The following is a 23821-nucleotide window of genomic DNA, read 5'->3' as shown; positions in this document are numbered from 1 at the left end:
CAGTTGCGTTTTTTGTTATGTGGATTGCCATTTCAGCCCTTAATCTTGCTTTCGCAGTCATGTTGGGTGCTTTTGGAGCACATGGTCTTAAAGCTCACGCGAGCCCTGAACAACTTGCTTGGTGGCAGACTGCAACCGACTACTTTTTTTATCATGCGCTTGGATTGTTAGCGCTTGGTATTTTAAGCAAGGTTCTTCCTCATTTCCCAATCAAGTTATCTTTCTTGCTTATTCAGATTGGCATTCTGTTCTTTTGTGGTTCGCTTTATATCATGGCATTGGGTTTACCGCGGATATTAGGCGCAATTACGCCAATAGGTGGAGCTTTGATGATTGCTGGATGGCTAATCTTGGCTTGGAATGCTTTCAAATACGCAAAATAATCGGAATGTGATCATGCAAATTTATTTAAATGGCGAATTAACGGACACGCCTAGCCAAAACCTGTTGCAACTCATTCAGGAACTGGCACTTGAAGGAAAACGTTTTGCTGTTGAACACAATCAGCAAATCGTGCCTAAAAGCAAATTAGAGCAAATTACGATTGCTCAACATGACCGTATCGAAATTATTCACGCTGTTGGCGGCGGCTAAGTCGGAGTTATCCATGCAAGACACCCCTCTCATTATTGGTTCACGTTCTTTTCAATCTCGTTTATTGGTAGGAACAGGGAAATATAAAGACTTAAATGAAACGGATTTAGCCATTCAAGCTAGTGGTGCAGAAATCGTAACTGTCGCAATCCGCCGTGTGAATATTGGACAAGATCCAGATCAACCGAATTTACTTTCTGTCATTCCACCAGAGAAATATACAATTTTGCCAAATACCGCAGGTTGTTTTGACGCTGACAGCGCAGTACGCACGTGTATGCTAGCGCGCGAGCTACTGGATGGTCATAACCTAGTAAAACTTGAAGTGTTGGGTGATGAAAAAACTTTATATCCAAATGTAACCGAGACTTTAAAAGCCGCTCGCACTTTGATTGATGATGGTTTTGAGATTATGGTCTATACCTCTGACGATCCAATCATTGCTCAAGAACTTGAAAGTATGGGCTGTGTTGCAATTATGCCTTTAGGTAGTTTGATTGGTTCAGGCTTAGGTATTTTAAACCCGCATACCATTTCAATTATTAAAGAAAATGCCAAAGTACCGGTTTTAGTAGATGCAGGTGTTGGTACAGCAAGTGACGCTGCTATTGCGATGGAACTTGGTTGTGATGGCGTATTGATGAACACAGCGATTGCAGCGGCTCAAAATCCTATTTTGATGGCTTCTGCAATGAAGAAAGCTGTTGAAGCAGGACGTGAAGCATTTTTAGCTGGGCGTATGCCACGCAAACGCATGGCAAATGCAAGTTCACCAGAAACAGGGTATTTCTTTAAATAATTTATTTCTAAGGAATCACTGTTTTTTTTCAGTGGTTCCTCTCTCCTCTCATGTAACCATTTTCACTTTTCAAAAAAGATTAAAAATCTATATCACTTTATTCAATCAACAGATCTAAATTTTACATTTAGCTTAGGCTATTCCAATATTTTCTTTAAATTTTGCTTGGCGTTTAACTCAAAATTCTTTTGGAAATATGCAGTTTGATAAAGCGGCTCAGACTGATAAAAATTCATTAAAACTTCTTTTCGCTTAATTGAATATACTTCTGGATCAACCCAAGAATACTCCTGCTGAATTTGCTGTTCATATTGCATAAAACGTTCAGGTGTTGCTGCCAAAATAGCTAAATCGATATCTAACAAAAATTGCAAATCTGTTTCATCGGTTGGTGCATGCTTTTGAGTCGCAAGAATCCAACGCTTTATTTTCTGCATTGTATCGAGCTGTAAATCTTGAGCCATCAATTGCTCAAATAACTCGGCACTTTTAAGTTCATTATCTAGCGCTTGAGGTTCGTAGACTACATCATGGAACCAGAGAGCCAATGCAACAGCATATGGATCATTTAATTCGGACTGAATCGTCTCAATTAAACTCAAACATTCATATAAATGTTGGACGGTATGGTAGGCTCGCTGCTTTTCACTATAAGCAGCAATAAGTTCATTTAAAATTTTATGCGGTTCAGAAAAATGATAATGCTGATGCAGTTCAAACCAAAAAAGTTCCAGTTTTAATAAGTAAAGCTGCATCAGCATCTATTAACCACGCTTAGGATTATTGTTCATCACGCTTAAACACCAACTCTTTTGCCGATGAGTTATCAGCATCAAAGTAGTAACCTTCAGTATTAAACGCTTTGATGTCCTCAGCTTTATTTAATTGGTTTTCAATAATAAAACGAGCCATTAAACCACGTGCTTTTTTCGCATAGAAACTAATGACTTTATATTTGCCATTTTTCTGGTCAAGGAAAACAGGCTTCACAATTTCAGCCTTAATTTTCTTTTCATTAACAGACTTATAATATTCATCTGAAGCCAAATTTACCAGCAATTCAGATTTAATTGCTGCCAAGTCTTCATTAATCTGATTGGTGATAATATCATCCCAAAATTCATACAAATTGTGACCGCGCGTATTTTTTAATTTAGTACCCATCTCTAAACGATAAGGCATCATTAAATCTAAAGGACGCAATAAACCATATAAACCAGAGAGCATACGCAAATGCTGCTGAGCAAAATCAATATCTTTGTCTTTTAAATGATAAGCATCTAAACCGGTATAAACATCTCCTTTAAATGCATAAATTGCCTGACGAGCATTTGAAAAATCAAATTCTGGCTTCCAGTCTCTAAAACGATCAGCATTAAGTGTGGCAATTTTTTCACTGACACTCATTAAATTCGCAATTTCCGAAGCAGAAAGTTTGCGACAAACATCAATTAATTGTGCTGAGTTTTCTAACAAGCGCGGCTGAGTAAACTCATCTGTAGGTAACGCTGTTTCATAATCTAAAGTTTTTGCAGGAGAAATTAAAGCAAGCATAGACAACCTGAAAAAAATTATTATTAATGCCAACTATAACAGTAGATATTTTTTAATGCTAACTCGTGTTTTCAATGACGACTATCGGTAAAATAGCACTTACGTATTGTTATTTAGCGGTTCTTCTATGTCTGAGCAAATTTTCATCCAGGGTCCAGTAGGTAAAATTGAACTTTTCGTTGACCGTCCTGAAGGTGAAATCAAAGGCTTTGCAGTTGTTTGTCACCCTCACCCATTACAAGGTGGAACCCCTCAACATAAAGTCCCTGCTCTTTTAACCCAAATCTTTAATGAATATGGCTGTATTGTTTACCGTCCTAGTTTCCGTGGTTTAGGCGGCAGTGAAGGTGTTCATGATGAAGGTCATGGAGAAACTGAAGATATTTTAGCTGTGATTGAGCATGTTCGTAAGCTTCATGCAGGTTTGCCATTTTATGCAGGTGGCTTTAGCTTTGGCTCACATGTTTTGGCAAAATGTCATGCGCAGCTTAGCCCTGAATTACAGCCAGTACAGTTAATTTTATGTGGTTTACCAACAGCTACTGTTGTGGGCTTACGTCACTATAAAACTCCTGAAATTCAAGGCGACATTCTACTCATTCATGGTGAGCAAGATGACATCACCTTACTTTCAGATGCAATTGAGTGGGCAAAACCACAAAAGCATCCAATCACGATTTTACCGGGCGCTAACCACTTCTTTACAGGTTATTTAAAACAGCTTCGCCAAATCATTACACGTTTTATTATTATGAAATAAACGGTAACATGATGGGCATAGATTGAGTCTATGCCCATCATGTTATATACCGTGTCATTATTGAAAATTATTCCAACTTAATCCAAAACGTGCTAAATATTTTTTCACTCGGTCGCTACCATGCACCATAATTTTTATAAAATTTTAATAAGTGTCTATAATGTAAAAATTACGCATTTGACTAAAAAATTCCAAGAATATGCTTCATTTTACCTTTTTAGGCACATCATCAGGTGTACCCACGCTTTCACGCAATGTTTCAGGATTAGCTGTTCGTAACAGTAAAAATAAGGACTGGATTTTAGTTGATGCTGGTGAAGGTACACAGCATCGTATTCAGCAAGCTAGACTCTCACTACAAAACTTAATTGCCATTTGTATTACACACGTTCACGGCGATCATTGTTATGGTCTAGTTGGTTTACTGGCAAGTGCAGGCATGAATGCACGCAGCAAACCATTAATCGTGATTGCACCCAAAGAAATTCAACAATGGTTTGAAATCACTGCTCAACTTACAGACTTACATTTGCCTTATTCAATAAAATTTATTGATGTTAATGAAGCAACTCGGCCACAGCAGCTCACCGATGAACTCTTTATTCAAGCACATCCACTAAGTCATCGTGTTCCGAGTTTTGCATTTAGTATTTATATAAAATCCACCCAGAAGAAGATAGATATTCAAGCTTTAACTCAGCTTGGCGTACCTAAAGGCGATATTTGGGGGCATTTAAAACGAGGCTACGATGTTGAGTTTGAGGGGCGAATTTTAAAATCTCAAGACTTTATCAAAATTCAAAATCAGCAGATTCATGCAATTATAGGTGGTGATAATGATCGGCCAGAATTATTAGCCGATGCTTGTAAGGATGCTCAATTACTTATTCATGAAGCAACTTATTTGCAAACAGTCTTAGATAAAGTAGGTAAAGGACCAATGCACAGCTCAGCAAAAATGGTGGCTGAATTTGCTGAGCAGCAATCTCTAGACAATTTAATTCTGACACACTTTAGCCCTAGACATCAGGATAAAACTGGGCAGCAAGCTATTACCGAAGAAGTTCGCCAGTTTTATAAAGGTCATTTTTATTTAGCGAATGATTTTGATGAGTTTACTTTAAGTGAAACAGGACAACTTTTAAAAATCGAGTAAAAATCATATTTGTTGTGAAATCGAATTTACCGAGTTAAATCCAAATTATTTTCACGTAAAGGTCAAAGTTTAAGAAGCTCATAACTGAGCTTCTTATTTCTTAAAAATTACTCTACAGATGCCAAAGCCGTTACCAGTAGCTTCCAGCATTTCTCTACAGTATCAACTTTGACTCGTTCACCCGGTGCATGTGCACCTTGAATATCCGGTCCAAACGAAACCATCTGTAAATGTGGGTAATGTTCAGCAATAATCCCACATTCTAAGCCTGCATGAATTACTTTTAGATTTGGCTCAATATTAAATGCATTTTGATAGGCTTGTTGTAAGCACTTTAGAGCAGCCGAATCTGGATTTGGTGTCCAACCCGACACTAACGGCGTAAGTGTAGAGCCGATATTAAACTGGCTAAAATGTGCCTGAATTTTTTCTGCAAAATCTTGAGCTTCTTGGTTCACCATTGAACGAACCATTAAGACAGCTTTTCCACCTTCTCGATTTAGTCTCACCACCCCAATGTTATTTGAGGTTTCAACTACATCTGGTAGAACCTGACTCATACTTGCAACGCCATAAGGACTTGTTGCCAAAGCTTGCAACCATTCATTTTGCTGTTGTTGAGTAATCACTTCAGTCACTGCAACACCAGTGGATTGAATACTTAATTGCAAGTTGTCATCAATACCCTTTAGCTGTTCTTTCCATGCCGTTTGATATTCAGCAAGTAACTTTTCTAGGCTTGATAACTGATTAGGCGAAATTGCAATAGTTGCCACTGCTTCTCGCGGTAAAGCATTACGGGCCGTACCACCTGTAAACTCAACAAGATGCCCACCTAGAGAGGCTAAATATTGATTTAAAAAGCGAGCCAAAATAACGTTGGCATTGCCACGTCCTAAATGAATATCTACGCCAGAGTGACCACCTTTAAGACCAGCCACCTGAATATTCACAATATTCAAATTTTCAGGGATTGGCTCATAATTAAGCGGCTGCTCTACCTCAACATCAATACTACCAGCACACCCTAAATACAACTCACCCCATTCTTCTGTATCAATATTAAATAGCCATTTTCCTTTTAGCACACCTGTCTCTAAAAGCCGCGCACCACTCATCCCTGCTTCTTCATCGACTGTTAAAAGAACTTCTATTGGGCCATGAGCAATATCATTTGAATCTAAAACAGCTAAGGCCAAAGCTACCCCAATGCCATTATCAGCACCTAAAGTAGTGTCTTTGGCAATTAGCCAGCCCTCCTCAAGAACTGGACGAATCGGGTCTTTAAAGAAGTCATGTACCGTACCAGTATTGGCTTGTGTAACCATATCTAAATGGCCTTGAAGAATAACTCCAGACACATGTTCTTTACCCGGTGTCGCATTTTTAAGGATAATCAAATTTCCTACTTCATCTACATAAGTTTCTAAATTCCGACTTTCGGCCCAGTTTTGTAAAAACTCACGAAGCTGCTGTTCATGCTTTGACGGACGAGGAATAGTACAAAGTGTTTGAAAATGCTGCCAAACGACTTGAGGAGATAATGCTGCAATATCAACTTGTGTCATGAAAACTACACTCTAATTATGTAAATATCTTAATAATTTCAATATACACAAAGCATTAAAGATAGGTAGCAATTTCGGGAAAGATTTTGTATTTTTATATTTAATTTAAAGAAATTGTACGACTTTTCTAAAAAGCCGTACTTCACAAATAAGTCTTAACAATAATATGTTTAGCTTTTCCACTCAAATGCTGAAAAGCTATGATCGGCTTTCAAGCTATTTTCAACAGCCTGTGCAAGCTGACGAATAATACTTTGTGTTTCGATTTTCTCAAACCAGTCTTGTTCTTCATCAGGATTGGCAGAGATTTCACACATTAAATGCCCATCATGGTCTGTTTGCTGGCAAGTAATAGACAATGGTAAAAGGTGATTATCAATACTTACTTCCACCTTTTCATGTTCATGCACAATATGCTGTGCATCAAAACCATAATTCCCCAGTTGTTTAAACAGTAAAGCCGCTACATATTCTTGAGTGATATGGCATTCATTTGGTGGATGATCAAGCACCCCATGTTGTGGGCAACTGGCAATAAATTGTAATTTTTTCATCCTTTGTCCTAACACTTTTATCATTATCTGCACTTAGCATAAGCAATAAACAAACAGCAGCCAAGCCTTTAGCTCGCTGCTGCCGTTGCTATTGTGTTAGCAATTATAAAATGTGTTAGGTAAAAAGTTATTGGCTAACTTCAATCGTTAAGCCTGCACGATTCGCCAACTCAGTAAAAGTTGGGAAACTTGTAGCAACAGTCTCAGTACCGTGAATTGTAATCGGACCAGAAGTACGAAGGCCTGCCATACTAAAACTCATCGCAATACGGTGGTCATGGTGTGATTCAATTTCACCACCAGCAAAAATTGGTGACCAATCACCAGATTTGCCTTTACCTTCGATAATGATGCCATCTTCAGTAGGTGTGCAATCAATGCCCATGATTTTTAAGCCATCTGCCATAACTTGAATACGGTCAGATTCTTTCACGCGAAGCTCTGCTGCACCTGTTAATACTGTTTGGCCTTCAGCACAAGCCGCTGCAATAAATAAGGCTGGGAATTCATCAATTGCTAAAGGTACTTGGTCTTCAGGCATGTGAATGCCTTTAAGCGTGCGTGAACCTTTAATATGAATATCAGCAATAGGCTCTCCACCAGCGATACGCTCATTTTCAACAGTCAGGTCAGCACCCATCTGTTTTAAAATTTCAATTACGCCAGTACGTGTTGGATTAATACCTACCGCTTCAAGTACAACGTCTGCACCTTCAGTAATTGCAGCGCCCACCATGAAGAAAGCAGCAGATGAAATATCAGATGGTACCTGAATATTAGTACCCACTAACTTACCGCCGCCCACAAGGGAAATTTTATTGCCTTCAGTTTTAACATCATAGCCAAATGCACGAAGCATACGCTCTGTATGATCACGTGTTGGTTCCGGCTCAGTTACCGAAGTTTCACCTTCAGCCCATAAACCAGCTAGTAAAATACCCGACTTCACCTGAGCAGATGCCATAGGTAAATCGTATTGAATACCTTTTAATTGCTGACCACCAGTAATGCTTACAGGTGGTGTACCTTTCTCACCTGTTGTTTGGATTTGCGCACCCATTAAACGTAATGGCTTAGCAATACGCTCCATTGGACGTTTAGAGAGCGAAGCATCACCTGTCATAACAGAATCAAACTTTTGTGCAGAAAGCATACCTGAAAGCAAACGCATGCTTGTTCCAGAGTTACCCATATATAAGGCACTCGCTGGTGCTTTTAAGCCATGCATACCCACGCCATGAATGGTCACTTCACCATTTTTAGGGCCTTCAATGCTTACACCCATATCACGGAAAGCTTGTAAAGTTGCTAAAGCATCTTCACCTTCAAGGAAGCCTGTTACATGAGTCGTGCCTTCTGCAATAGCACCAAACATAATGGAGCGATGTGACACAGATTTGTCACCCGGTACGGTAAATTTACCTTTAAAAGCCTTATTTCCCGGTAAGATACTGAATTGCTGTGTCACCTTATTTTTCTCCATTAAAGGTTTTTTGGCTAACATATGATTGAAATGCTGACGTGCTGCCTGAGCATGGCCGAGTAAACCCATTAATGCATGAGAATCTTCGTTTTCAATCAATTTTCTAAGTACGGTAAGTTGTTTCTCGAAGCCATCTACAGCATTTAATATGGCTGTTTTATTGGCAAAGAAAATGTCATGCCACATTTGGGGATCACTGGCAGCAATTCGTGAAAAGTCACGAAAACCACCAGCTGCATAACGGAAAATATCAAGGTTATCTTCACGGTTTGCAAGTTGCTCGACCAGATTAAATGCCATTAAGTGCGGTAAATGACTGGTATGCGCCAAAACCTCATCATGTTTGGCGACATCCATACATATCACTTCAGCTTTAGCAGCTGACCAAAGTTGAATCAATTTCTCAACTGCCCATTCTGCACTTGTTGGCAATGGGGTCAAAATCACTTTGTGATTTGCAAAGAGATCGACCTTACCTGCGTGGACACCCGTGTGTTCACTTCCCGCAATCGGATGCCCAGGAACAAACCCTGTTGGTAAATCTTCACCAAATACAGCTTTTGCTGCATCTACGACATTACCTTTTGTACTTCCCACGTCAGTTACAATTGTGGTTTCTGACAAATAAGGTTTAATTTGCTCAAGCACTTTTTGAGTGGCACGCACTGGCAAGGCTAAAACAACTAAATCTGCCCCTTTCACGGCTTCAACAGGATCGGAAAACCCTTCTTGTATTAAGCCAAGTGATTTTGCATCTTCTAAAGTTTTCTGTGAGCGTGTAGATGCCACTATAGTTGTCGCCAACTTTTCGGCAACAATAACCCGTGCCAAACTCGACCCAATGAGTCCTAAACCAATAAATGCAACTTTTTTAAATGGGGGTTGTGACATAACTTCAACTTTGCTTTTGCTCAACGTTATTTAAACCTTTGAGCAATTTGTTTTTTAAGCATAATGACATGCCCATCTTGATACATGTCATTATTCCAACATGAGTGATTAAAGAACGGCAGCAGGATAAGAACCTAAAATACGAAGCTCTTTTACCATTGGACGAATCTCATTGATTGCCGCAGCCACATTTTCCTGATCGATATGACCTTCTAAATCAATAAAGAATACATATGCCCATTTTTCAGGTAATGCTGGACGGGTCTCAATGCTCGTTAAGCTAATATTATGTTTTGCAAACGGCGCTAAAATTTCTAATAAAGCGCCTGCACGGTCATGCGCTGAAATTAATAATGAAGTTTTGTCATTGCCACTTTGTGGAATTTTTTCACGGCCAATCACTAAGAAGCGAGTGGTATTTTCTGGATTATCTTCAATATTACTATGCAAGATTTCAAGGTTATACATACCTGCTGCAATATCGGACGCAATCGCTGCTGAATGCCATTCATTGCGAATACGGCGTGCAGCTTCTGCATTTGAGTTTAAGGCAACACGCTCAACACCCGGATAATGTGCGTCTAACCATTGGCGACATTGAGCCAAAGTTTGCTGATGCGCATAAATCTGCTTAATACTGTCTTTACGTGTATTTTCAGAAACAAGGAATTGATGATGAATACGCAATTCAACTTCACCAATCACATTTAAATTCGAAGTTTTAAAACAATCTAAAGTATGATTTACGATACCTTCAGATGAGTTTTCAACCGGAACTACACCGTAATGCGCACTACCCGCTTCTACTTCACGGAATACTTCATCAATAGTTGGTAGCGGACGAACAACTGCATCTTTACCAAAATGTTTAAGTACGGCAGATTGAGTAAAAGTACCTTCTGGGCCTAAAAATGCAATACTTTGCGGAGCTTCTAAAGCAAGGCAAGCAGACATAATTTCACGGAACAAACGGGCCATAGTTACGTCAGATAAAGGCCCTTGATTGCGCTCCATAACTTTACGTAAAACTTGTGCTTCACGTTCAGGACGATAAAACAAAGGATTCTCTTCAGAAGCAAATTTAGCTTTCGCAACAGCTTCAGCAAGGCTTGCGCGGCGATTTAATAACTCTTGAATCTGTTGATCTACGCTATCAATATCTTCGCGAATTTGTTCTAAACTAAGAGAAGTCGTTTTGTTTTGATCATCGTTGATCATTGGAAGGCAGCCTCAGCAAAATCATCTTTTAAACGAGAGTATAACAATAGTCGGCTTTGTTTTGTTAGGCAATATGGGTGTATGGGCTTTTTTCATTAATCCGGCTCGAACCTTTGTATAAGATCACTTTATTTGATAATGATTTTCATTTATTATTTGACTTATAACATTTTCTTAACTTTATTATGCTTAAATCTTTTTTCTTTTTATCTTGTAATTTCTTTCTAGGCTCTTTAATAAGTAGTTCCGTTTTGGCTCAAGCCCCTGTAAAAAATCAATCAAAAATCGATTTTCACAACAATCAGGCCCAGTTCCAAATCAAATCTAAAAATACTGGACATGAATACCTTATTCAAATTTATAAACCACCTGTTGCCCCACCCCAACATGGTTATCCGGTACTTTATATATTAGATGGTAATGCAACATTTCCAAGCGCAATGAATATTGCCCAGTCGATTGGATCAGGCTCTGCAAAATTAGGTTTAGATCCGCTCATTATTGTAGCTGTAGGCTATCCTCAGCAAAAAACCTTTGATGTGCAAAAACGCGCTTATGATTACACCCCAAAACCTTCTGCCGAGTTTCAAGCACAAGGTAAATATAAATATGGTGGTGCTGACCAGTTTATTGCTTTTTTAAATAATGAGCTTAAGCCTGAAATCGCTAAACAGTTTCCAATTAATAGCCAACAGCAAAGTCTCTATGGGCATTCTTTTGGAGGGTTGTTTGTGCTTTATCATTTTTTTCAAAAACCTACTGCATTCCAGCGTTACTTTGCTGCAAGTCCTTCTCTCTGGTTTGATCAAGGCATGTTATTTCGAGAATTAGAACAATGGCAAAGTCAAAAGCAAACCGTGTTCCCAATGCTAATGACGACAGTCGGTACACATGAACAAGGTGGGCCACATACCCAGTTTAATCAAAGAATTAATAAAGACGATTTCTTTAAAGTCTTAGAAAATAAGCGTTCAGACCAATTTACTTATTGGCATTTCAATAATCCTGCTGAACAGCATATCACCAATTTGTATGCGAGCTTACCTAAAGCGCTTATGTTTGCTTCATGCCAAAATCTAGAAAGCTGTAAATCTTTATTCGATGAACCATCGCAGAAAACAGCTAAATAATAAAAAAAGCCTACTCAAAGGTAGGCTTTTTTTGAAACTATTATTAAGCTTTGCCGATTAATCCACGTGCTACGATTTCTTTCATAATTTCATTTGTACCGCCGTAAATACGTTGAATACGGGCATCTACAAAGAAGCGTGAAATTGGATATTCAGTCATATAACCATAACCACCAAATAGTTGTAATAGGTTATCCGCCACCTTCATTTGCATATCTGTACTAAAACTTTTCAGTGCTGCAGCCGTCTCAACATCAAGTTTACCTTCTTGATATAAAGCAACATTTCGCTCATAGAAAGCTGTTGTCGCAAGCTCATCAATTTTTGCTTGTGCTAAAACAAAACGAGTATTTTGGAACTGTGAAATAGGTTGACCAAATGCATGACGTTCTTTTACATAAGCGGTTGCCAAATCAATTGCACCACGAATAGCGCCAACCGCTGTCGATGCGATAGCCGTACGTTCGCGCGGTAATTCTTGCATTAAATAAGCAAAACCTTGTCCAGCTTGTCCGAGTAACTGATTTTTAGGAACCTTAACATTGTCAAAAAATAGCTCAGATGTGTCTTGAGAATGCAATCCGATTTTGTCGAGGTTAGTTCCTTTTTTGAAACCTTCTAGGTGAGTATCCACCAATAATAACGATACACCTTTCGCACGCGCTTGCGGATCGGTTTTTACTGCAAGCACTACAAGGTCAGCATGTTGTCCATTTGAAATAAACGTTTTAGAACCATTTAGCAAATAATGGTCATCTTGCAAAATGGCACTGGTACGCATTGACTGTAAGTCTGAACCGGCACCCGGTTCTGTCATACCAATTGCTCCGACTACTTCACCTGTTACCATTTTCGGTAACCAGTATTGTTTTTGTTCTTCGGTCCCAATATGTAAAATATAAGGCGCCGCAATCTCAGAGTGACAAGAAATAGCAGTTGATAATGCGCAAAATCCAGCACGAGCCGATTCTTCAACTAACATTAATGAATAATACGTTGGGACGCCATAACCACCATATTCTTCTGGGACATCCACACATAAAAAACCATTTTCGCCCAGTTGAGACCAAACTGAACGTGGCATAATTCCTTCACGTTCCCATTGGTCATAATGTGGAGCAATATGCTCATTCATAAAACGTTTAAAATTATCACGGAATAATTCTAAATCTGCATCATATGCCAACATAATATTTTCCTTCGGCTTTATTGTTTTATCGAATCTCATTGCTGTGCATGCTAATCATTTTTTACACAACTGTCATGGCTTAGCTGCTCATTTAAACTGTACTTTTCAGTCAGCCAATAAAAAAGGAAGCCAAAGCTTCCTTTTTTATATAGGTAGATTTGAATTAATCTAAACCTTCTGCAACCTGAGGATTTTTCGGAGCCAACATTTTTCTGTCAACTTCATCTGGGTTGTTTAAAGCATCATTGAGCTTATCTTTATCTAAAGCACCCACCCATTTTGCAACTACAATCGTTGCCAAAGAGTTACCAACAAGATTGGTTAAAGCACGTGCTTCTGACATGAAGCGGTCAATACCTAAAATCAATGCCAAACCAGCTACCGGAATATGTCCTACTGCAGATAAAGTTGCTGCCATAACAATAAAGCCAGAGCCTGTTACACCCGCTGCACCTTTAGATGAGATTAGGAGTACCAACAACAAAGTAATTTGATGTTGAATATCAAGCTGTGTATTCGTTGCCTGAGCAATAAAGATTGCAGCCATAGTCAAATAGATTGATGTACCATCAAGGTTAAATGAATAACCTGTTGGAATAACTAAACCAACAACCGATTTTTCACAACCTGCAATTTCAAGTTTACGGAGCATGCGTGGTAAGACCGACTCAGAAGAAGATGTACCAAGTACAATTAATAGTTCTTCACGAATCAGGCGAATCATTTTCAGAATACTGAATCCACTAATGCGGCTGATTGTACCCAAAATTAAGAAAATAAAGAGTAAACACGTAATATAGAAGCAGATAATGAGCTGGCCTAACTGTACCAGTGAACCTACACCATATTTACCGATAGTAAACGCCATTGCCCCAAATGCACCAATTGGCGCAAGCTTCATAATCATGTTCACAATGTTAAAGAACACGTGTGCAATTTGATCAATTAACTTTAAAACTGGGCGTCCTGCATCACCTAACTTATGAAGCGCAAAACCAAATAGTATTGCAAAAAGAAGGACCTGTAAGATTTCACCATTTGCAAATGCACCAACCACCGTATCTGGGATGATATGCATCAAGAAATCAATGGTAGATTGTGACTCACCAGAAGTAACGTATTTTTGGATACCTGAAGTGTCCAGAGTTGCAGGATCAACATTCATTCCTACGCCTGGCTTTGCAATGTTAATCACCACAAGGCCAATCAGAAGCGCGATTGTTGAAACGATCTCGAAGTATAACAACGCAACACCGCCAGTTTTACCAACTGACTTCATGCTTTCCATACCAGCAATACCACTTACTACTGTACAGAAAATAACAGGTGCGATGATCATTTTAATCAAACGAATAAAAGCATCACCTAATGGCTTGAGTTGCTCACCTAAACCTGGAATATGTTGTTCAACACCATTAACAATTTGCGTTGTACTTGGTGAGAAATGCCCTACCAAAATACCCGCAATAATCGCAATAATCACTTGAAAATAAAGTGATTTATAAATCGGTTTTTTAGCCATAACTTTACTTCAATCTATATTTCCAAGTCCGTTGGAAATATCAAAATGAAACGTCTATTCTTTACGAATACACAGCCCTAACCTTTCACATGAACACCGCAAAAGGGAAACGGTTTTTTAGAAACAAAAAACCTTCCTACTACCTCAATGAAAACAAAAAACTGTTTTCTAAAACAGGAGAATACCTGAAGTTTCTAACTACTTTGAGTAGCTAGAAATAACCTCTTACTTTTTCAATAAAAAGCTGAAGATATAGGAGAATCACAGAAAATTATGATATGAGTGCTCAAAAAAGCACATGAAGTTTACTCGAATTAAATAACGATTCGATTAAAATTTTGGCTAATACGCACAAAAAATACTCATGCAGCCTTAAGACTTTAGTATAAGAAACACTTTTGATATTTTTTCATCAGTTTTTTATGTCATATTGATAAGTCCTTGTAGACATTTCATTTTGAGCTGCCTACTCCCCTTATTTTTACTGTTTTGAATTGCCATGAATACTAAACGTAATATCTATAAAGATGCTGAACATCCCTTTGCTCAATATGTCCGTATTTTAGGTAAGGGGAAAACTGGATCTCGCTCACTGAGTTATGAAGAAGCCTATCAGGCTTTTACTATGATTTTAAAAGGCGAAGTTCTTGACGTTCAGTTGGGTGCTTTTTTAATGCTGCTACGTGTTAAAGAAGAATCGATTGATGAACTTGCAGGTTTTGTACAAGCCACAAAAGACCAGCTTCATTTTGCACCTTTAGAAGTTGACTTAGATTGGTCATCTTATGCTGGTAAACGTAAACATTATCCTTGGTTTTTATTAGCGGCTCTTTCCCTTGCTCATCACGGTTATAAAATCGTAATGCATGGCGCTTCCGGGCATACCATAAACCGGGTTTATACCGAACAAGTTTTGGAATATTTAGATTATAAAATTTGTCATTCTGAACAAGAAGTTCGCACCCAATTGGCAGAACAAAATTTCGCTTACCTACCCTTAGAAGTAATTTCACCAGTTTTAAGCGAACTGATTTCTCTAAGAAATGTCATGGGATTGCGTTCACCTATTCATACTTTAGCCCGTTTAATTAATCCTTTTAACGCTAAAGCCACCTTACAAGCCATATTCCATCCTGCTTACAGAACTTCTCATCAGCATAGTGCACTTCGCTTAGGCTATCAAAATAGCGCAGTTATTAAGGGCGAAGGCGGCGAATTTGAACGAAACCCAGACGCGAAAACGCTGATTTGCGGAATTAAAAATGGTGAACTCTATGAGCATGAGTTGCCAAAGCTTACGCCTGAACGTAGCCCAATTGAAGAAGAGTTAGACTTAGCAACCTTTAAAGCTGTCTGGCTTGGGCAACAGCATCATGAATATGGGGAAATGGCCGTAACAGAAACCATGGGTATTGCGTTATATACCATGGGCGTGGTTTCTAATTTCGAGGAAGCGATGCAAAAAGCAAAAGTATTATGGGAAACACGAAATTTAAGCAATCTTAATTCGTAGTTAACAAATGCTATCGTGAAGGTCGACATGGATGTCGACCGTATCACTGCGATACAGGAAGTATCGTCAGTGATACAGAGGATTTTTGGTTACTTTTGATCCTTCAAAAGTAATAAAAGCCTATATGCTATAACTTATGAAAAACATGCTATATAAGGCTGTATGGAATAACCAAAAATAATTTTTCTATCTTATTAAGTTTTAAACAAAACGAATCGGTTTAAATTCAGGCTCATGCTTGTGATGATCATCTTCACAAACCTCACCCTCTTCTTTAGTACCACGGTCAATATAACCACTACGCTGTTCTTCTGGTAAGTTCTTTAACTCCCAAGCAATAACAGCTTGCATACATGTTTCACGCTGTTCTTTCGTTAAAGCAACACCATTTGGCCATTTACCAATTTCTACTGCTGTTTTTAAACGCTCTACAATCTCAGGGTTTAAAACAGATAGCATTTGTTCAATATTCATGATTCATCTCTTTGAAAAGATTCAAAATCTTGGTTCCAACCCAATTTGGTACGACAAGCCATATAGAAATCATAACCAGGTGGGTGTAATAAACTTAATTTAAATGGGTGTTTGCGGATGTGCAAACTATCACCGACATTGAGAGAGACACTATGTTGTCCATCTGCACTTACCATCGGTAATACCCGATTTTCGCGAATGACGATTTTAATTTCACTTTGCCCACCAACTACGATTGGGCGTGAAGATAATGTATGGGGATGCATAGGAACTAATGCAATAGCATCCATACTAGGATGTAAAATTGGACCACCACCTGATAAAGCATAAGCAGTTGAACCGGTTGGTGTCGAAACAATTAAACCATCACTATGCTGGCGATAAACATATTGCCCATCGATATTGAGTTCAAAATCGATCATATGTACCGACTTACCAGAGTGTAGTACGACATCATTTAAAGCAATTGCATCATAAATGACTTCCCCATTAGTACGTACTTCCATTTCAAGCAAGAAACGGCGATCAAGTTGGAAATGACCTTGTAAAACCTGATCAAGCTTAAAAATAGCTTCCGAAGGCTTAATATCGGTTAAAAAACCTAAACGTCCACGGTTAATCCCGATCACAGGCGTATTGTAGCGCACTAAAGCTCTGGCTGCATGAAGCAATGAACCGTCACCACCTACAACAATCACCAGATCAGCGACTTCACCTAATAAGTGACGACTAACGACTTGCGCATGATCATAGGGCACTAATTCGGCAGTTTCCTGATCAAAAATGGGGTTTAGGCCTAAACTTAGCAAATGGTCATGAATTAAACATAGTGTTTCTACAACTGATGATTTATCTGGTCGACCAATTAACCCGACGTTTCTGAAGGACTTATGTGAAATTTGCACGAATGAGTAAGCTCCGCTGCGATTCTACGCTATCATAACATTAACCAGATTAATTTAAAAAAACATAACAACAAGATACTGTAAAATTCAATCTAAGTTTTCCATTTATTCACAGTTTTATCATTGCAAATTGATGACAAGCTATCGCATCATTAACGCATTGTTTAGGGTTTTATCTCATTTATATGAAGTTTGAACGTGGTATCGGTTTCTTCGCGCTAATTTTTTCCATTTTGGTGATTGGTGCTTTTATTGCTCTTAGTATCTATCTGATTCGTTTAGATAATATTATACGTGAAAAATTTGAAGGACAACGCTGGGACATTCCGGCCAAGGTGTTTGCTCGACCTTTGGAAATTTATAATAATGCGCCAATTACTCAAGCAAATTTCACCCAAGAATTAAAATTACTAGGTTACAAAACTTCAAGTAATTATGACAAGTCTGGAACCTATGTTGCTCAAGGCAGCAACATGTATGTCCATACACGTGGTTTCGACTATGGCGACAGCGTAGAGCCTGAACAGGTTTTAGAATTGAGTTTTGCAAACGACCAAGTTGTAGAAGTTCGCAGTACAAAACCTTCATCAACTGGAGTTGTCCGTTTAGAACCTTTATTAATTGGGGGCATTTATCCTCAACATAATGAAGACCGCGTTTTGATTAAGCTTAATAGTGTTCCTAAACCACTTATTGAAGCTTTAATTTCTACAGAAGACCGTAACTTTTATCATCACCACGGTATTTCGATTCGTGGTACAGCACGTGCTTTGGTAAGTAATGTAACTGGAGGACGTCGCCAAGGTGGTTCGACCCTCACCCAACAGTTAGTCAAAAACTTCTATCTAACCCCTGAACGCACACTTAAACGTAAAGTTAATGAAGCATTAATGGCTTTACTTATTGAGTTGCATTACAGCAAAGATGAAATTTTAGAAGCATATTTAAATGAAGTGAATTTAGGCCAAAACGGTAACTATTCAATCAATGGTTATGGATTGGCCTCTCAGTTTTATTTCGGTTTACCACTACGTGAGCTTAATGTTGCACAACAAGCTTATTTAGTCGGTTTGGTTCAAGGTCCATCTTTATATAACCCTTGGAAAAACCCTGAAGGGGCAAAAAATCGCCGCGATACAGTATTAAATAACATGCGTGTCATGGGGTATTTAACTCAAGCAGAGTATGAAACTGAAATTGCGCGTCCTTTAAATGTTCTAAGCAAACCAAGCCTAGGTCCAGCAAAATTCCCTGACTTTTTAGATATTGTGCGTCGTCAATTACGTACCGAATATCAGGAAAGTGATTTAACCAATCAAGGATTACGTATTTTTACGACCTTGGACCCAATTGCTCAAACACAAGTTCAAAATGCCTTTAAAGCTTCTGTAGAGCGCTTAGCTAATAGCAACCCTGCTCGCTTGAAAAACCTGCAAGGGGCTGTACTGATTGCCCATCCTGAAAATGGCGAATTAATTGCAGCTGTCGGGTCAACACAAGACTTTACCGGCTTTAACCGTGCCTTAGATGCAAAACGCCAAGTCGGTTCTTTATTGAAACCTGTCATTTATTTGAGCGCAATTGAATCTGGACGTTATAACTGGGCAAGCCAGATTGAAGACGCTCCAATTAGCGTTCCAGTAGACGGCGGTAAAAGCTGGACACCGAAGAACTATAGCGGCGGTGGACATGGAATTGTGAGTTTAAGTGAAGCCTTAGCAAATTCTTATAACCTTTCTGCTGTGCGCTTAGGTCAAGAGTTCGGGTTATCTACATTTACCAACAACTTAAGAAAATTTGGTGTTGAATCGACAATCCCGGCCTACCCTTCTATTTTCCTTGGTGCAGTTAATATGTCACCAATGGAAGTACTTGGTATTTATGAAAACTTTGCTACAGGCGGTTTCAAATATCCGACTCGTGCAATTCGTTCTGTTGTAGATGCAAATGGACGTTTACTTGATCGTTATGGTCTAAACGTACAACAAACCATTGATCCATCTGTCGGTTATATCATGAACTATGGTTTACAACAGGTCATGTCATCAGGTACAGGACGTGCAGCGTATAACAGCTTATCTCCAGCTTTAAAATTAGCGGGTAAATCAGGTACGACTAACGATACACGTGACTCATGGTTTGCCGGCTATTCAGGTAATCATGTTGCAGTAGTATGGTTAGGTTTAGATGACAATAAAGTAACTGGTTTAACAGGTTCATCTGGTGCATTACCAGTATGGATTAATGTGATGAAACAATTACGCCAGACACCAGTAAACTTACGTCAACCAGACTCTGTACAATGGCAATGGATTGACCGTGCATCGGGTGACTTATCGGCACAGGCTTGTGATGGTGCCATGTATATTCCAATGCTAGCGCATACAGTCCCACATCGTGCTACGCCATGTGGAGCACCGTATTATCAAGTTGATCCAACATATACGCCACAAAGTGATAACACAATTCCTGAGCCTCAGGATGATAATACCGACAGTTATATTCGTGAAAGTGAAAACCAGATGGAACAAGATCTGTCGAATAACACACGAATCATTTCAAGTGGTAGTTATAACAACTAAGCGTTAACAGGAAACAGGATATGTTAAAGAAAGGTGTTTTTTATATTGGTGCTGTACTTATGGTCGGCTGTACAACTTTACCAGATCATTCAGCTCCAAAAGAGAAAACACCTCCTGTTTCTGAAAAGAAGAAGTCCGAGTCCTCATCTGGTGTAAAAATTACACCTTATGATCATCCGGAAATTCAACGTAAAAGCTTACAAGTGATTGTTCCTCAGCAGAAAAAGCCGCAACGCTTTAATGATGATGGAAGCCAGTTACCCGCTTTTAAAACTTTAATGCAAAAAACCGAGCAGGCTTACAAAAACCAGCAATGGTCCGAGGCTGAGCGCTACGCTCTTCAAGCACAGCGTTTAGCGCCACAGGCAGCCGAGACCTATTTATTTCTGGCATTAACTGCAAATCATAAACAGCAATATTCTAACGCTGAGTCTCTTGCAAGACGTGGTTTAAGCTTTGCGCAGAGTCAAGCCATGAAAAAACAACTTTGGTTGGTCATTTTAAAAGCTGGACAACAGCGCAACAACCCAAAAACTGTTCAAGAAGCACAACAAGCATTGAAAGCTTTCTAGCTTTTAATGCTTTATTTGTTATTAAAAATTACGAATACCCGCCAAGCCATATGCACCATGTTGTTGTGCTGTGGCTAAATCATCAGGACTCATGCCTCCCAAAGCAAATACGGGAATTTGGCACTTCTCGATTAAATCAGCAAAACGATCCCATCCTAATGCACTAACGTCCGGATGAGTAGCCGTCACTTTTACAGGACTAACAAAAACGGCATCACAGCCAATTTGCTGAGCATGTTGTAAAGAAACTGCATCGTGACAAGCAGCAATAAACCGTATTCCTACCTCTAAGTCACCTTTATGTAAACTCATGAGCTGAGATTGTTTTAAATGAACAGTCTTGATCTGTTTTTTTAATTCGGAGCTCAATTGCTGCCAAATATCTACATTTATAATTAAATTTGATCGTTGCCCTTCATCTAAGGCCGTTAATTGTTCTACTTCTCGCGGGCCAAATTCATCTTCTATACGCCAATATAATAAAGCATCACTATTCGCTACAGATGTAAGTGTATGGCTAATTTTAATAAAATGAGGCCAATATAATCTTTTAATAATGTCTTTATTAGCTTTCGGGAAGTTTAGGTGAAGTAGCTGTTCACGTGTGTACCATGTCCAAGGCTGATGGATAAGATTTAATAACTCATCAGGTACATAACTATGGAACAAATGAAGGTTGACAATAATGTCATCATATTCATGGTGAATATAATCAAATTGATGCCAATCTTTTAAACCAATACCGACTTCTTCATAAATTTCACGACGGCAGGCTTCTTCAGGCGTTTCACCCTGCTCTACCTTTCCACCAGGAAACTCATGCTTTCCACCTTGATGCTGCTGTTCACCACGCCATCCCACTAATATTTTTCCACGATGAATTAAGATAGCTATTGCGACATCGACAATCGGTTTGGGCATTTTTCTACTCACTAAAATTTTTCACAAGTGTAAGCAAATTTTATCAATTTATAAAATCTTTAAAATCTCATTGACAGATCTATTCGATAATGATTATCATTTAAATCGTTCAAGAATATACCACGGAGCACAACAAATGAACGCACCTTTTAGCTTATTTACACGCACTACAGATTCAGCTCATGCCTTACCAATGCTGCATTCTAACAACCTATTCGCCTTAGGTCGTGAAATTCGAATTATGCATGCTGGCGAGGAATATCGTTTACGCCTTACTCGCAATAACCGTCTCATTTTAACTAAATAAGAACGATCCTCGCGTTTCAATAATATTCGTGGGAAAACAAAAAATGGATAGCATGGGCAACCATGCTATTTTTGTATTTCACGGTTAAAAGGCAATATTACTTCAACTTTTAAGCCACCTTGGCTTGCATGCATAAAATGTAATTCCCCACCATGGAGTTGAATAATTTTTTTAGTAATTGATAACCCTAACCCTGAGCCTTGTTGCTTTGTCCCTAATACACGAAAAAAACGCTGTCCTAAACGCCTTAAGACTTCATCATCCACACCATTCCCAGTATCTTCTATAGAAATCTTCAGCTTTTGCTGGTACTGGCTTAGCTCAACATGAATAGCACCCAAAGCCGGACTATAACGAATAGCGTTATCAAATAGATTTCTAAAAGCAATAAACATGAGCTCTTCATTTGCAAATGTTTTGGTTTCATTTGACAGAATGTTTGTCTCAATTACCATGTGTTTGGCTTGTGCATCAATATTTACTGTATCTATCACTCTAGCTAATACATGATTTAAATCAACGACACTCTTAGAGAGTTCTAATTGCTCTGTTTCATTAGGTTCCAAGCGAGCGAGTAACAATAAATTTTCCAGTATTTTTGTACTTCTTGAAACGTCTTCTTGAATACGCTCAAAATCATGATCAAGCTCTGGAATATGCTGATATTTCCGTTGCAACACCTGAAGACGCATTTGTATGGCTGATAAAGGTGAACGTAATTCATGTGAAGCATCTGCAGTAAAACGCTGTTCAGCAACCAGTGCCCTTTGTAGCCTTGCAAGTAGCTGATTTAAAGCATCAATCACAGGCTGAATTTCTGTAATAACATCTGGTTCTTGAATTGGCTCTAAGTTTGAGGCAGTTTTTTGGGCAATACGTTTAGAGAGTAAATTCAGTGCAGCCAATTGTTGCTCGGTACGCCAACTTACAATAACCCACTGTAGTAACCAGAACAGCACCATAAGGCCACTATATCCAGCAAGTGCTTTCAATACCTCTTCAATACGTGTACTAATGGGCTGAAACACTTCAACTTGTAGCTCTGAATCTTCTTGTTGTGCAGCCAGACTACGCCATAATTGGCCATCAAACCAAAAATATGAAAAACCGTCTGATAAATTACCTTTTTCAAAAAGTTCATGCTGATAGGTATGAGAATGGGTAAGCACCTGACCTGTATCTAATAACTCATATTGAATATCAAATTCATCACTCAGCTCGTCAAACTGCTTCATCGAGTGTTTAGAAAGGTCAGAAACCAGTAAGGTATCTGAAATTTCATCCATGATTTCATCTTGTACTGACATGTTGTGATAAATCGAAAATATGGTGAGTAAACTTAATGCCAGTAGCCCCACCACAATACTGCTCCACATGGTGGTTTTAACCAGTTGTGACTGCAAGGATGAACGATTTGATCTCATTTTAAGTCTCCCATACGGTAGCCTAGCCCCCGTATGGTTTTAATACTGCTGCTTCCGATTTTCTTTCGAAGCTGATAAATAAAAACTTCGATCGCGTTACTCTCGATTTCCTCGCCCCATGCATAAAGTGCTTCTTCTAATTGATCACGGGTAATAATATGCTCAGGATGAACCATAAGTTTACGTAATATTTGAAATTCTTTTGCTGTTAAATCGATAGTCTTACCAGCAGATAATACAACTTTCGCTTGTGTATCAAGTTGCAAATCACCCCACGTTAAAATCGATTGCTGACTCAGAGTTTGTTTACGTAATTGAGCGCGGATGCGAGCCGATAATTCTTCTAGGCTAAATGGTTTAACCAAATAATCATTTGCACCTAAATCAAGCCCTTCTACGCGGTCATGAATACTGTCGCGTGCGGTAATAAAAATCACGGGAACGTTTTTTTGTTTGTGGCGGATGGTTGTTAAAACTTTTTCACCGGTCAGTTGGGGCAAGCCCCGATCAAGCAAAATACAGTCATAATCATGCTGCTCAATTGCTGTAAGGGCATAATCACCACGTTCTACCCAGTCTACTTGATAACCGTCTAATTCTAACCATGATTGAATACTTTCAGCTTGAGAGCGATCATCTTCTGCAAGCAAAATTCTCATCTGTTTTTCCTGTTATATCCTGATTGGATGTTGCCAAGTCTTTATA

General features: G+C 38.8%; 23 protein-coding genes. 10 read left to right on the top strand and 13 right to left on the bottom strand.

Annotation, left to right across the window (positions count from 1 at the left end):
• The first annotated feature begins 17 nt into the window (after nt 1-17).
• The 3 genes from G9371_RS01755 to G9371_RS01745 are packed head-to-tail and all read left to right on the top strand — an operon-like array spanning nt 18 to nt 1393.
• Entirely contained in the window at nt 18-383 is a 366-nt protein-coding gene (locus G9371_RS01755) for a DUF423 domain-containing protein (protein WP_000264715.1), read from the top strand.
• Between the two features lie 13 nt (nt 384-396).
• Entirely contained in the window at nt 397-594 is a 198-nt protein-coding gene (gene thiS / locus G9371_RS01750; protein ID WP_001167820.1) for a sulfur carrier protein ThiS, read from the top strand.
• Nucleotides 595-607: 13 nt separating this feature from the next.
• A complete protein-coding gene (locus G9371_RS01745; RefSeq protein WP_029424501.1) occupies nt 608-1393 on the top strand; it encodes a thiazole synthase in 786 nt (261 codons plus the stop codon).
• A gap of 137 nt (nt 1394-1530) precedes the next feature.
• On the opposite strand, the gene G9371_RS01740 is transcribed toward G9371_RS01745, so the two are convergent.
• Both G9371_RS01740 and yaaA read right to left on the bottom strand, forming a co-directional pair.
• Nucleotides 1531-2154 (bottom strand): hypothetical protein, encoded by a 624-nt coding sequence (locus G9371_RS01740; RefSeq protein ID WP_000928987.1) that lies wholly within the window; start codon nt 2152-2154, stop codon nt 1531-1533.
• Between the two features lie 19 nt (nt 2155-2173).
• A complete protein-coding gene (gene yaaA / locus G9371_RS01735) occupies nt 2174-2947 on the bottom strand; it encodes a peroxide stress protein YaaA (protein WP_029424502.1) in 774 nt (257 codons plus the stop codon).
• A 127-nt stretch (nt 2948-3074) separates the two neighbouring features.
• Here yaaA and G9371_RS01730 point away from each other — a divergent pair, with 127 nt between their 5' ends.
• Both G9371_RS01730 and G9371_RS01725 read left to right on the top strand, forming a co-directional pair.
• Nucleotides 3075-3707 (top strand): alpha/beta hydrolase, encoded by a 633-nt coding sequence (locus G9371_RS01730; protein WP_000003115.1) that lies wholly within the window; start codon nt 3075-3077, stop codon nt 3705-3707.
• A 199-nt stretch (nt 3708-3906) separates the two neighbouring features.
• Nucleotides 3907-4863, top strand: a complete 957-nt coding sequence (locus G9371_RS01725; protein ID WP_002045807.1) for a ribonuclease Z — start codon at nt 3907-3909, stop codon at nt 4861-4863.
• Nucleotides 4864-4970: 107 nt separating this feature from the next.
• Here the strand turns inward: G9371_RS01725 and G9371_RS01720 are convergent, their stop codons facing one another.
• The 4 genes from G9371_RS01720 to pheA all read right to left on the bottom strand — a co-directional run bounded on the left by G9371_RS01720 (nt 4971) and on the right by pheA (nt 10577).
• On the bottom strand, nt 4971-6431 hold the full coding sequence (locus G9371_RS01720) for an aminoacyl-histidine dipeptidase (RefSeq protein ID WP_029424503.1): 1461 nt from the start codon (nt 6429-6431) through the stop codon (nt 4971-4973).
• Between the two features lie 170 nt (nt 6432-6601).
• Entirely contained in the window at nt 6602-6985 is a 384-nt protein-coding gene (locus G9371_RS01715; RefSeq protein WP_000735997.1) for a hypothetical protein, read from the bottom strand.
• A gap of 127 nt (nt 6986-7112) precedes the next feature.
• Nucleotides 7113-9359 (bottom strand): bifunctional prephenate dehydrogenase/3-phosphoshikimate 1-carboxyvinyltransferase, encoded by a 2247-nt coding sequence (locus G9371_RS01710; RefSeq protein ID WP_029424504.1) that lies wholly within the window; start codon nt 9357-9359, stop codon nt 7113-7115.
• A gap of 108 nt (nt 9360-9467) precedes the next feature.
• The gene (gene pheA / locus G9371_RS01705; RefSeq protein ID WP_000606364.1) at nt 9468-10577 is read right to left on the bottom strand and encodes a prephenate dehydratase; all 1110 of its coding nucleotides are present in this window, start codon (nt 10575-10577) and stop codon (nt 9468-9470) included.
• Nucleotides 10578-10762: 185 nt separating this feature from the next.
• Here pheA and G9371_RS01700 point away from each other — a divergent pair, with 185 nt between their 5' ends.
• Nucleotides 10763-11707, top strand: coding sequence for an alpha/beta hydrolase (locus G9371_RS01700; protein ID WP_148561477.1), 945 nt, complete (start codon nt 10763-10765; stop codon nt 11705-11707).
• 43 nt (nt 11708-11750) lie between these two features.
• On the opposite strand, the gene G9371_RS01695 is transcribed toward G9371_RS01700, so the two are convergent.
• Nucleotides 11751-12896 (bottom strand): acyl-CoA dehydrogenase family protein, encoded by a 1146-nt coding sequence (locus tag G9371_RS01695; RefSeq protein ID WP_000881868.1) that lies wholly within the window; start codon nt 12894-12896, stop codon nt 11751-11753.
• A gap of 163 nt (nt 12897-13059) precedes the next feature.
• A complete protein-coding gene (locus G9371_RS01690) occupies nt 13060-14418 on the bottom strand; it encodes a dicarboxylate/amino acid:cation symporter (protein ID WP_029424505.1) in 1359 nt (452 codons plus the stop codon).
• Nucleotides 14419-14917: 499 nt separating this feature from the next.
• Here G9371_RS01690 and G9371_RS01685 point away from each other — a divergent pair, with 499 nt between their 5' ends.
• Nucleotides 14918-15931, top strand: a complete 1014-nt coding sequence (locus G9371_RS01685; RefSeq protein WP_029424506.1) for a glycosyl transferase family protein — start codon at nt 14918-14920, stop codon at nt 15929-15931.
• A 201-nt stretch (nt 15932-16132) separates the two neighbouring features.
• Here the strand turns inward: G9371_RS01685 and G9371_RS01680 are convergent, their stop codons facing one another.
• Together G9371_RS01680 and G9371_RS01675 are read right to left on the bottom strand one after the other, a co-directional pair.
• A complete protein-coding gene (locus G9371_RS01680; protein ID WP_001019667.1) occupies nt 16133-16405 on the bottom strand; it encodes a YeaC family protein in 273 nt (90 codons plus the stop codon).
• On the bottom strand, nt 16402-17310 hold the full coding sequence (locus G9371_RS01675; RefSeq protein ID WP_001167242.1) for an NAD(+) kinase: 909 nt from the start codon (nt 17308-17310) through the stop codon (nt 16402-16404). Before G9371_RS01675 ends, G9371_RS01680 begins: the two co-directional genes overlap by 4 nt.
• 185 nt (nt 17311-17495) lie before the next feature.
• Here G9371_RS01675 and mrcB point away from each other — a divergent pair, with 185 nt between their 5' ends.
• Nucleotides 17496-19892, top strand: coding sequence for a penicillin-binding protein 1B (gene mrcB, locus G9371_RS01670; RefSeq protein WP_029424507.1), 2397 nt, complete (start codon nt 17496-17498; stop codon nt 19890-19892).
• Between the two features lie 20 nt (nt 19893-19912).
• Entirely contained in the window at nt 19913-20464 is a 552-nt protein-coding gene (locus tag G9371_RS01665) for a tetratricopeptide repeat protein (RefSeq protein ID WP_000913439.1), read from the top strand.
• Nucleotides 20465-20485: 21 nt separating this feature from the next.
• Here G9371_RS01665 and G9371_RS01660 read toward each other — a convergent pair whose 3' ends face one another.
• Complete coding sequence (locus G9371_RS01660; protein ID WP_002132239.1) at nt 20486-21385, bottom strand: NUDIX domain-containing protein; 900 nt, start codon at nt 21383-21385, stop codon at nt 20486-20488.
• Between the two features lie 136 nt (nt 21386-21521).
• On the opposite strand from G9371_RS01660, the gene hemP reads away from it, so the two are divergent.
• The gene (gene hemP, locus G9371_RS01655) at nt 21522-21692 is read left to right on the top strand and encodes a hemin uptake protein HemP (protein WP_029424508.1); all 171 of its coding nucleotides are present in this window, start codon (nt 21522-21524) and stop codon (nt 21690-21692) included.
• A gap of 65 nt (nt 21693-21757) precedes the next feature.
• Here hemP and G9371_RS01650 read toward each other — a convergent pair whose 3' ends face one another.
• Both G9371_RS01650 and G9371_RS01645 read right to left on the bottom strand, forming a co-directional pair.
• Nucleotides 21758-23116 (bottom strand): sensor histidine kinase, encoded by a 1359-nt coding sequence (locus G9371_RS01650; RefSeq protein ID WP_001257352.1) that lies wholly within the window; start codon nt 23114-23116, stop codon nt 21758-21760.
• Nucleotides 23113-23775, bottom strand: coding sequence for a response regulator transcription factor (locus G9371_RS01645; protein ID WP_001221456.1), 663 nt, complete (start codon nt 23773-23775; stop codon nt 23113-23115). The genes G9371_RS01650 and G9371_RS01645 overlap by 4 nt, the downstream gene beginning before the upstream one ends.
• Nucleotides 23776-23821: the final 46 nt, after the last annotated feature.

The sequence above is a fragment of the Acinetobacter sp. EKM10A genome (genome assembly GCF_011075215.1).
Classification (GTDB): domain Bacteria; phylum Pseudomonadota; class Gammaproteobacteria; order Pseudomonadales; family Moraxellaceae; genus Acinetobacter; species Acinetobacter baumannii.
This window is presented reverse-complemented; position numbering and strand designations above follow the sequence as displayed.

Excerpts from the sequence above, each read along its gene's own strand:
- G9371_RS01650 (WP_001257352.1), bottom strand. The coding sequence starts at position 23,116 with ATGAGATCAAATCGTTCATCCTTGCAGTCACAACTGGTTAAAACCACC.
- G9371_RS01720 (WP_029424503.1), bottom strand. The coding sequence starts at position 6,431 with ATGACACAAGTTGATATTGCAGCATTATCTCCTCAAGTCGTTTGGCAG.
- G9371_RS01665 (WP_000913439.1), top strand. The coding sequence starts at position 19,913 with ATGTTAAAGAAAGGTGTTTTTTATATTGGTGCTGTACTTATGGTCGGC.
- G9371_RS01715 (WP_000735997.1), bottom strand. The coding sequence starts at position 6,985 with ATGAAAAAATTACAATTTATTGCCAGTTGCCCACAACATGGGGTGCTT.
- mrcB (WP_029424507.1), top strand. The coding sequence starts at position 17,496 with ATGAAGTTTGAACGTGGTATCGGTTTCTTCGCGCTAATTTTTTCCATT.
- G9371_RS01725 (WP_002045807.1), top strand. The coding sequence starts at position 3,907 with ATGCTTCATTTTACCTTTTTAGGCACATCATCAGGTGTACCCACGCTT.
- G9371_RS01660 (WP_002132239.1), bottom strand. The coding sequence starts at position 21,385 with ATGCCCAAACCGATTGTCGATGTCGCAATAGCTATCTTAATTCATCGT.
- hemP (WP_029424508.1), top strand. The coding sequence starts at position 21,522 with ATGAACGCACCTTTTAGCTTATTTACACGCACTACAGATTCAGCTCAT.
- G9371_RS01710 (WP_029424504.1), bottom strand. The coding sequence starts at position 9,359 with ATGTCACAACCCCCATTTAAAAAAGTTGCATTTATTGGTTTAGGACTC.
- G9371_RS01695 (WP_000881868.1), bottom strand. The coding sequence starts at position 12,896 with ATGTTGGCATATGATGCAGATTTAGAATTATTCCGTGATAATTTTAAA.
- G9371_RS01745 (WP_029424501.1), top strand. The coding sequence starts at position 608 with ATGCAAGACACCCCTCTCATTATTGGTTCACGTTCTTTTCAATCTCGT.
- G9371_RS01700 (WP_148561477.1), top strand. The coding sequence starts at position 10,763 with ATGCTTAAATCTTTTTTCTTTTTATCTTGTAATTTCTTTCTAGGCTCT.
- G9371_RS01730 (WP_000003115.1), top strand. The coding sequence starts at position 3,075 with ATGTCTGAGCAAATTTTCATCCAGGGTCCAGTAGGTAAAATTGAACTT.
- G9371_RS01690 (WP_029424505.1), bottom strand. The coding sequence starts at position 14,418 with ATGGCTAAAAAACCGATTTATAAATCACTTTATTTTCAAGTGATTATT.
- thiS (WP_001167820.1), top strand. The coding sequence starts at position 397 with ATGCAAATTTATTTAAATGGCGAATTAACGGACACGCCTAGCCAAAAC.
- pheA (WP_000606364.1), bottom strand. The coding sequence starts at position 10,577 with ATGATCAACGATGATCAAAACAAAACGACTTCTCTTAGTTTAGAACAA.
- G9371_RS01680 (WP_001019667.1), bottom strand. The coding sequence starts at position 16,405 with ATGAATATTGAACAAATGCTATCTGTTTTAAACCCTGAGATTGTAGAG.
- G9371_RS01685 (WP_029424506.1), top strand. The coding sequence starts at position 14,918 with ATGAATACTAAACGTAATATCTATAAAGATGCTGAACATCCCTTTGCT.
- G9371_RS01740 (WP_000928987.1), bottom strand. The coding sequence starts at position 2,154 with ATGCTGATGCAGCTTTACTTATTAAAACTGGAACTTTTTTGGTTTGAA.
- yaaA (WP_029424502.1), bottom strand. The coding sequence starts at position 2,947 with ATGCTTGCTTTAATTTCTCCTGCAAAAACTTTAGATTATGAAACAGCG.
- G9371_RS01645 (WP_001221456.1), bottom strand. The coding sequence starts at position 23,775 with ATGAGAATTTTGCTTGCAGAAGATGATCGCTCTCAAGCTGAAAGTATT.
- G9371_RS01755 (WP_000264715.1), top strand. The coding sequence starts at position 18 with ATGTGGATTGCCATTTCAGCCCTTAATCTTGCTTTCGCAGTCATGTTG.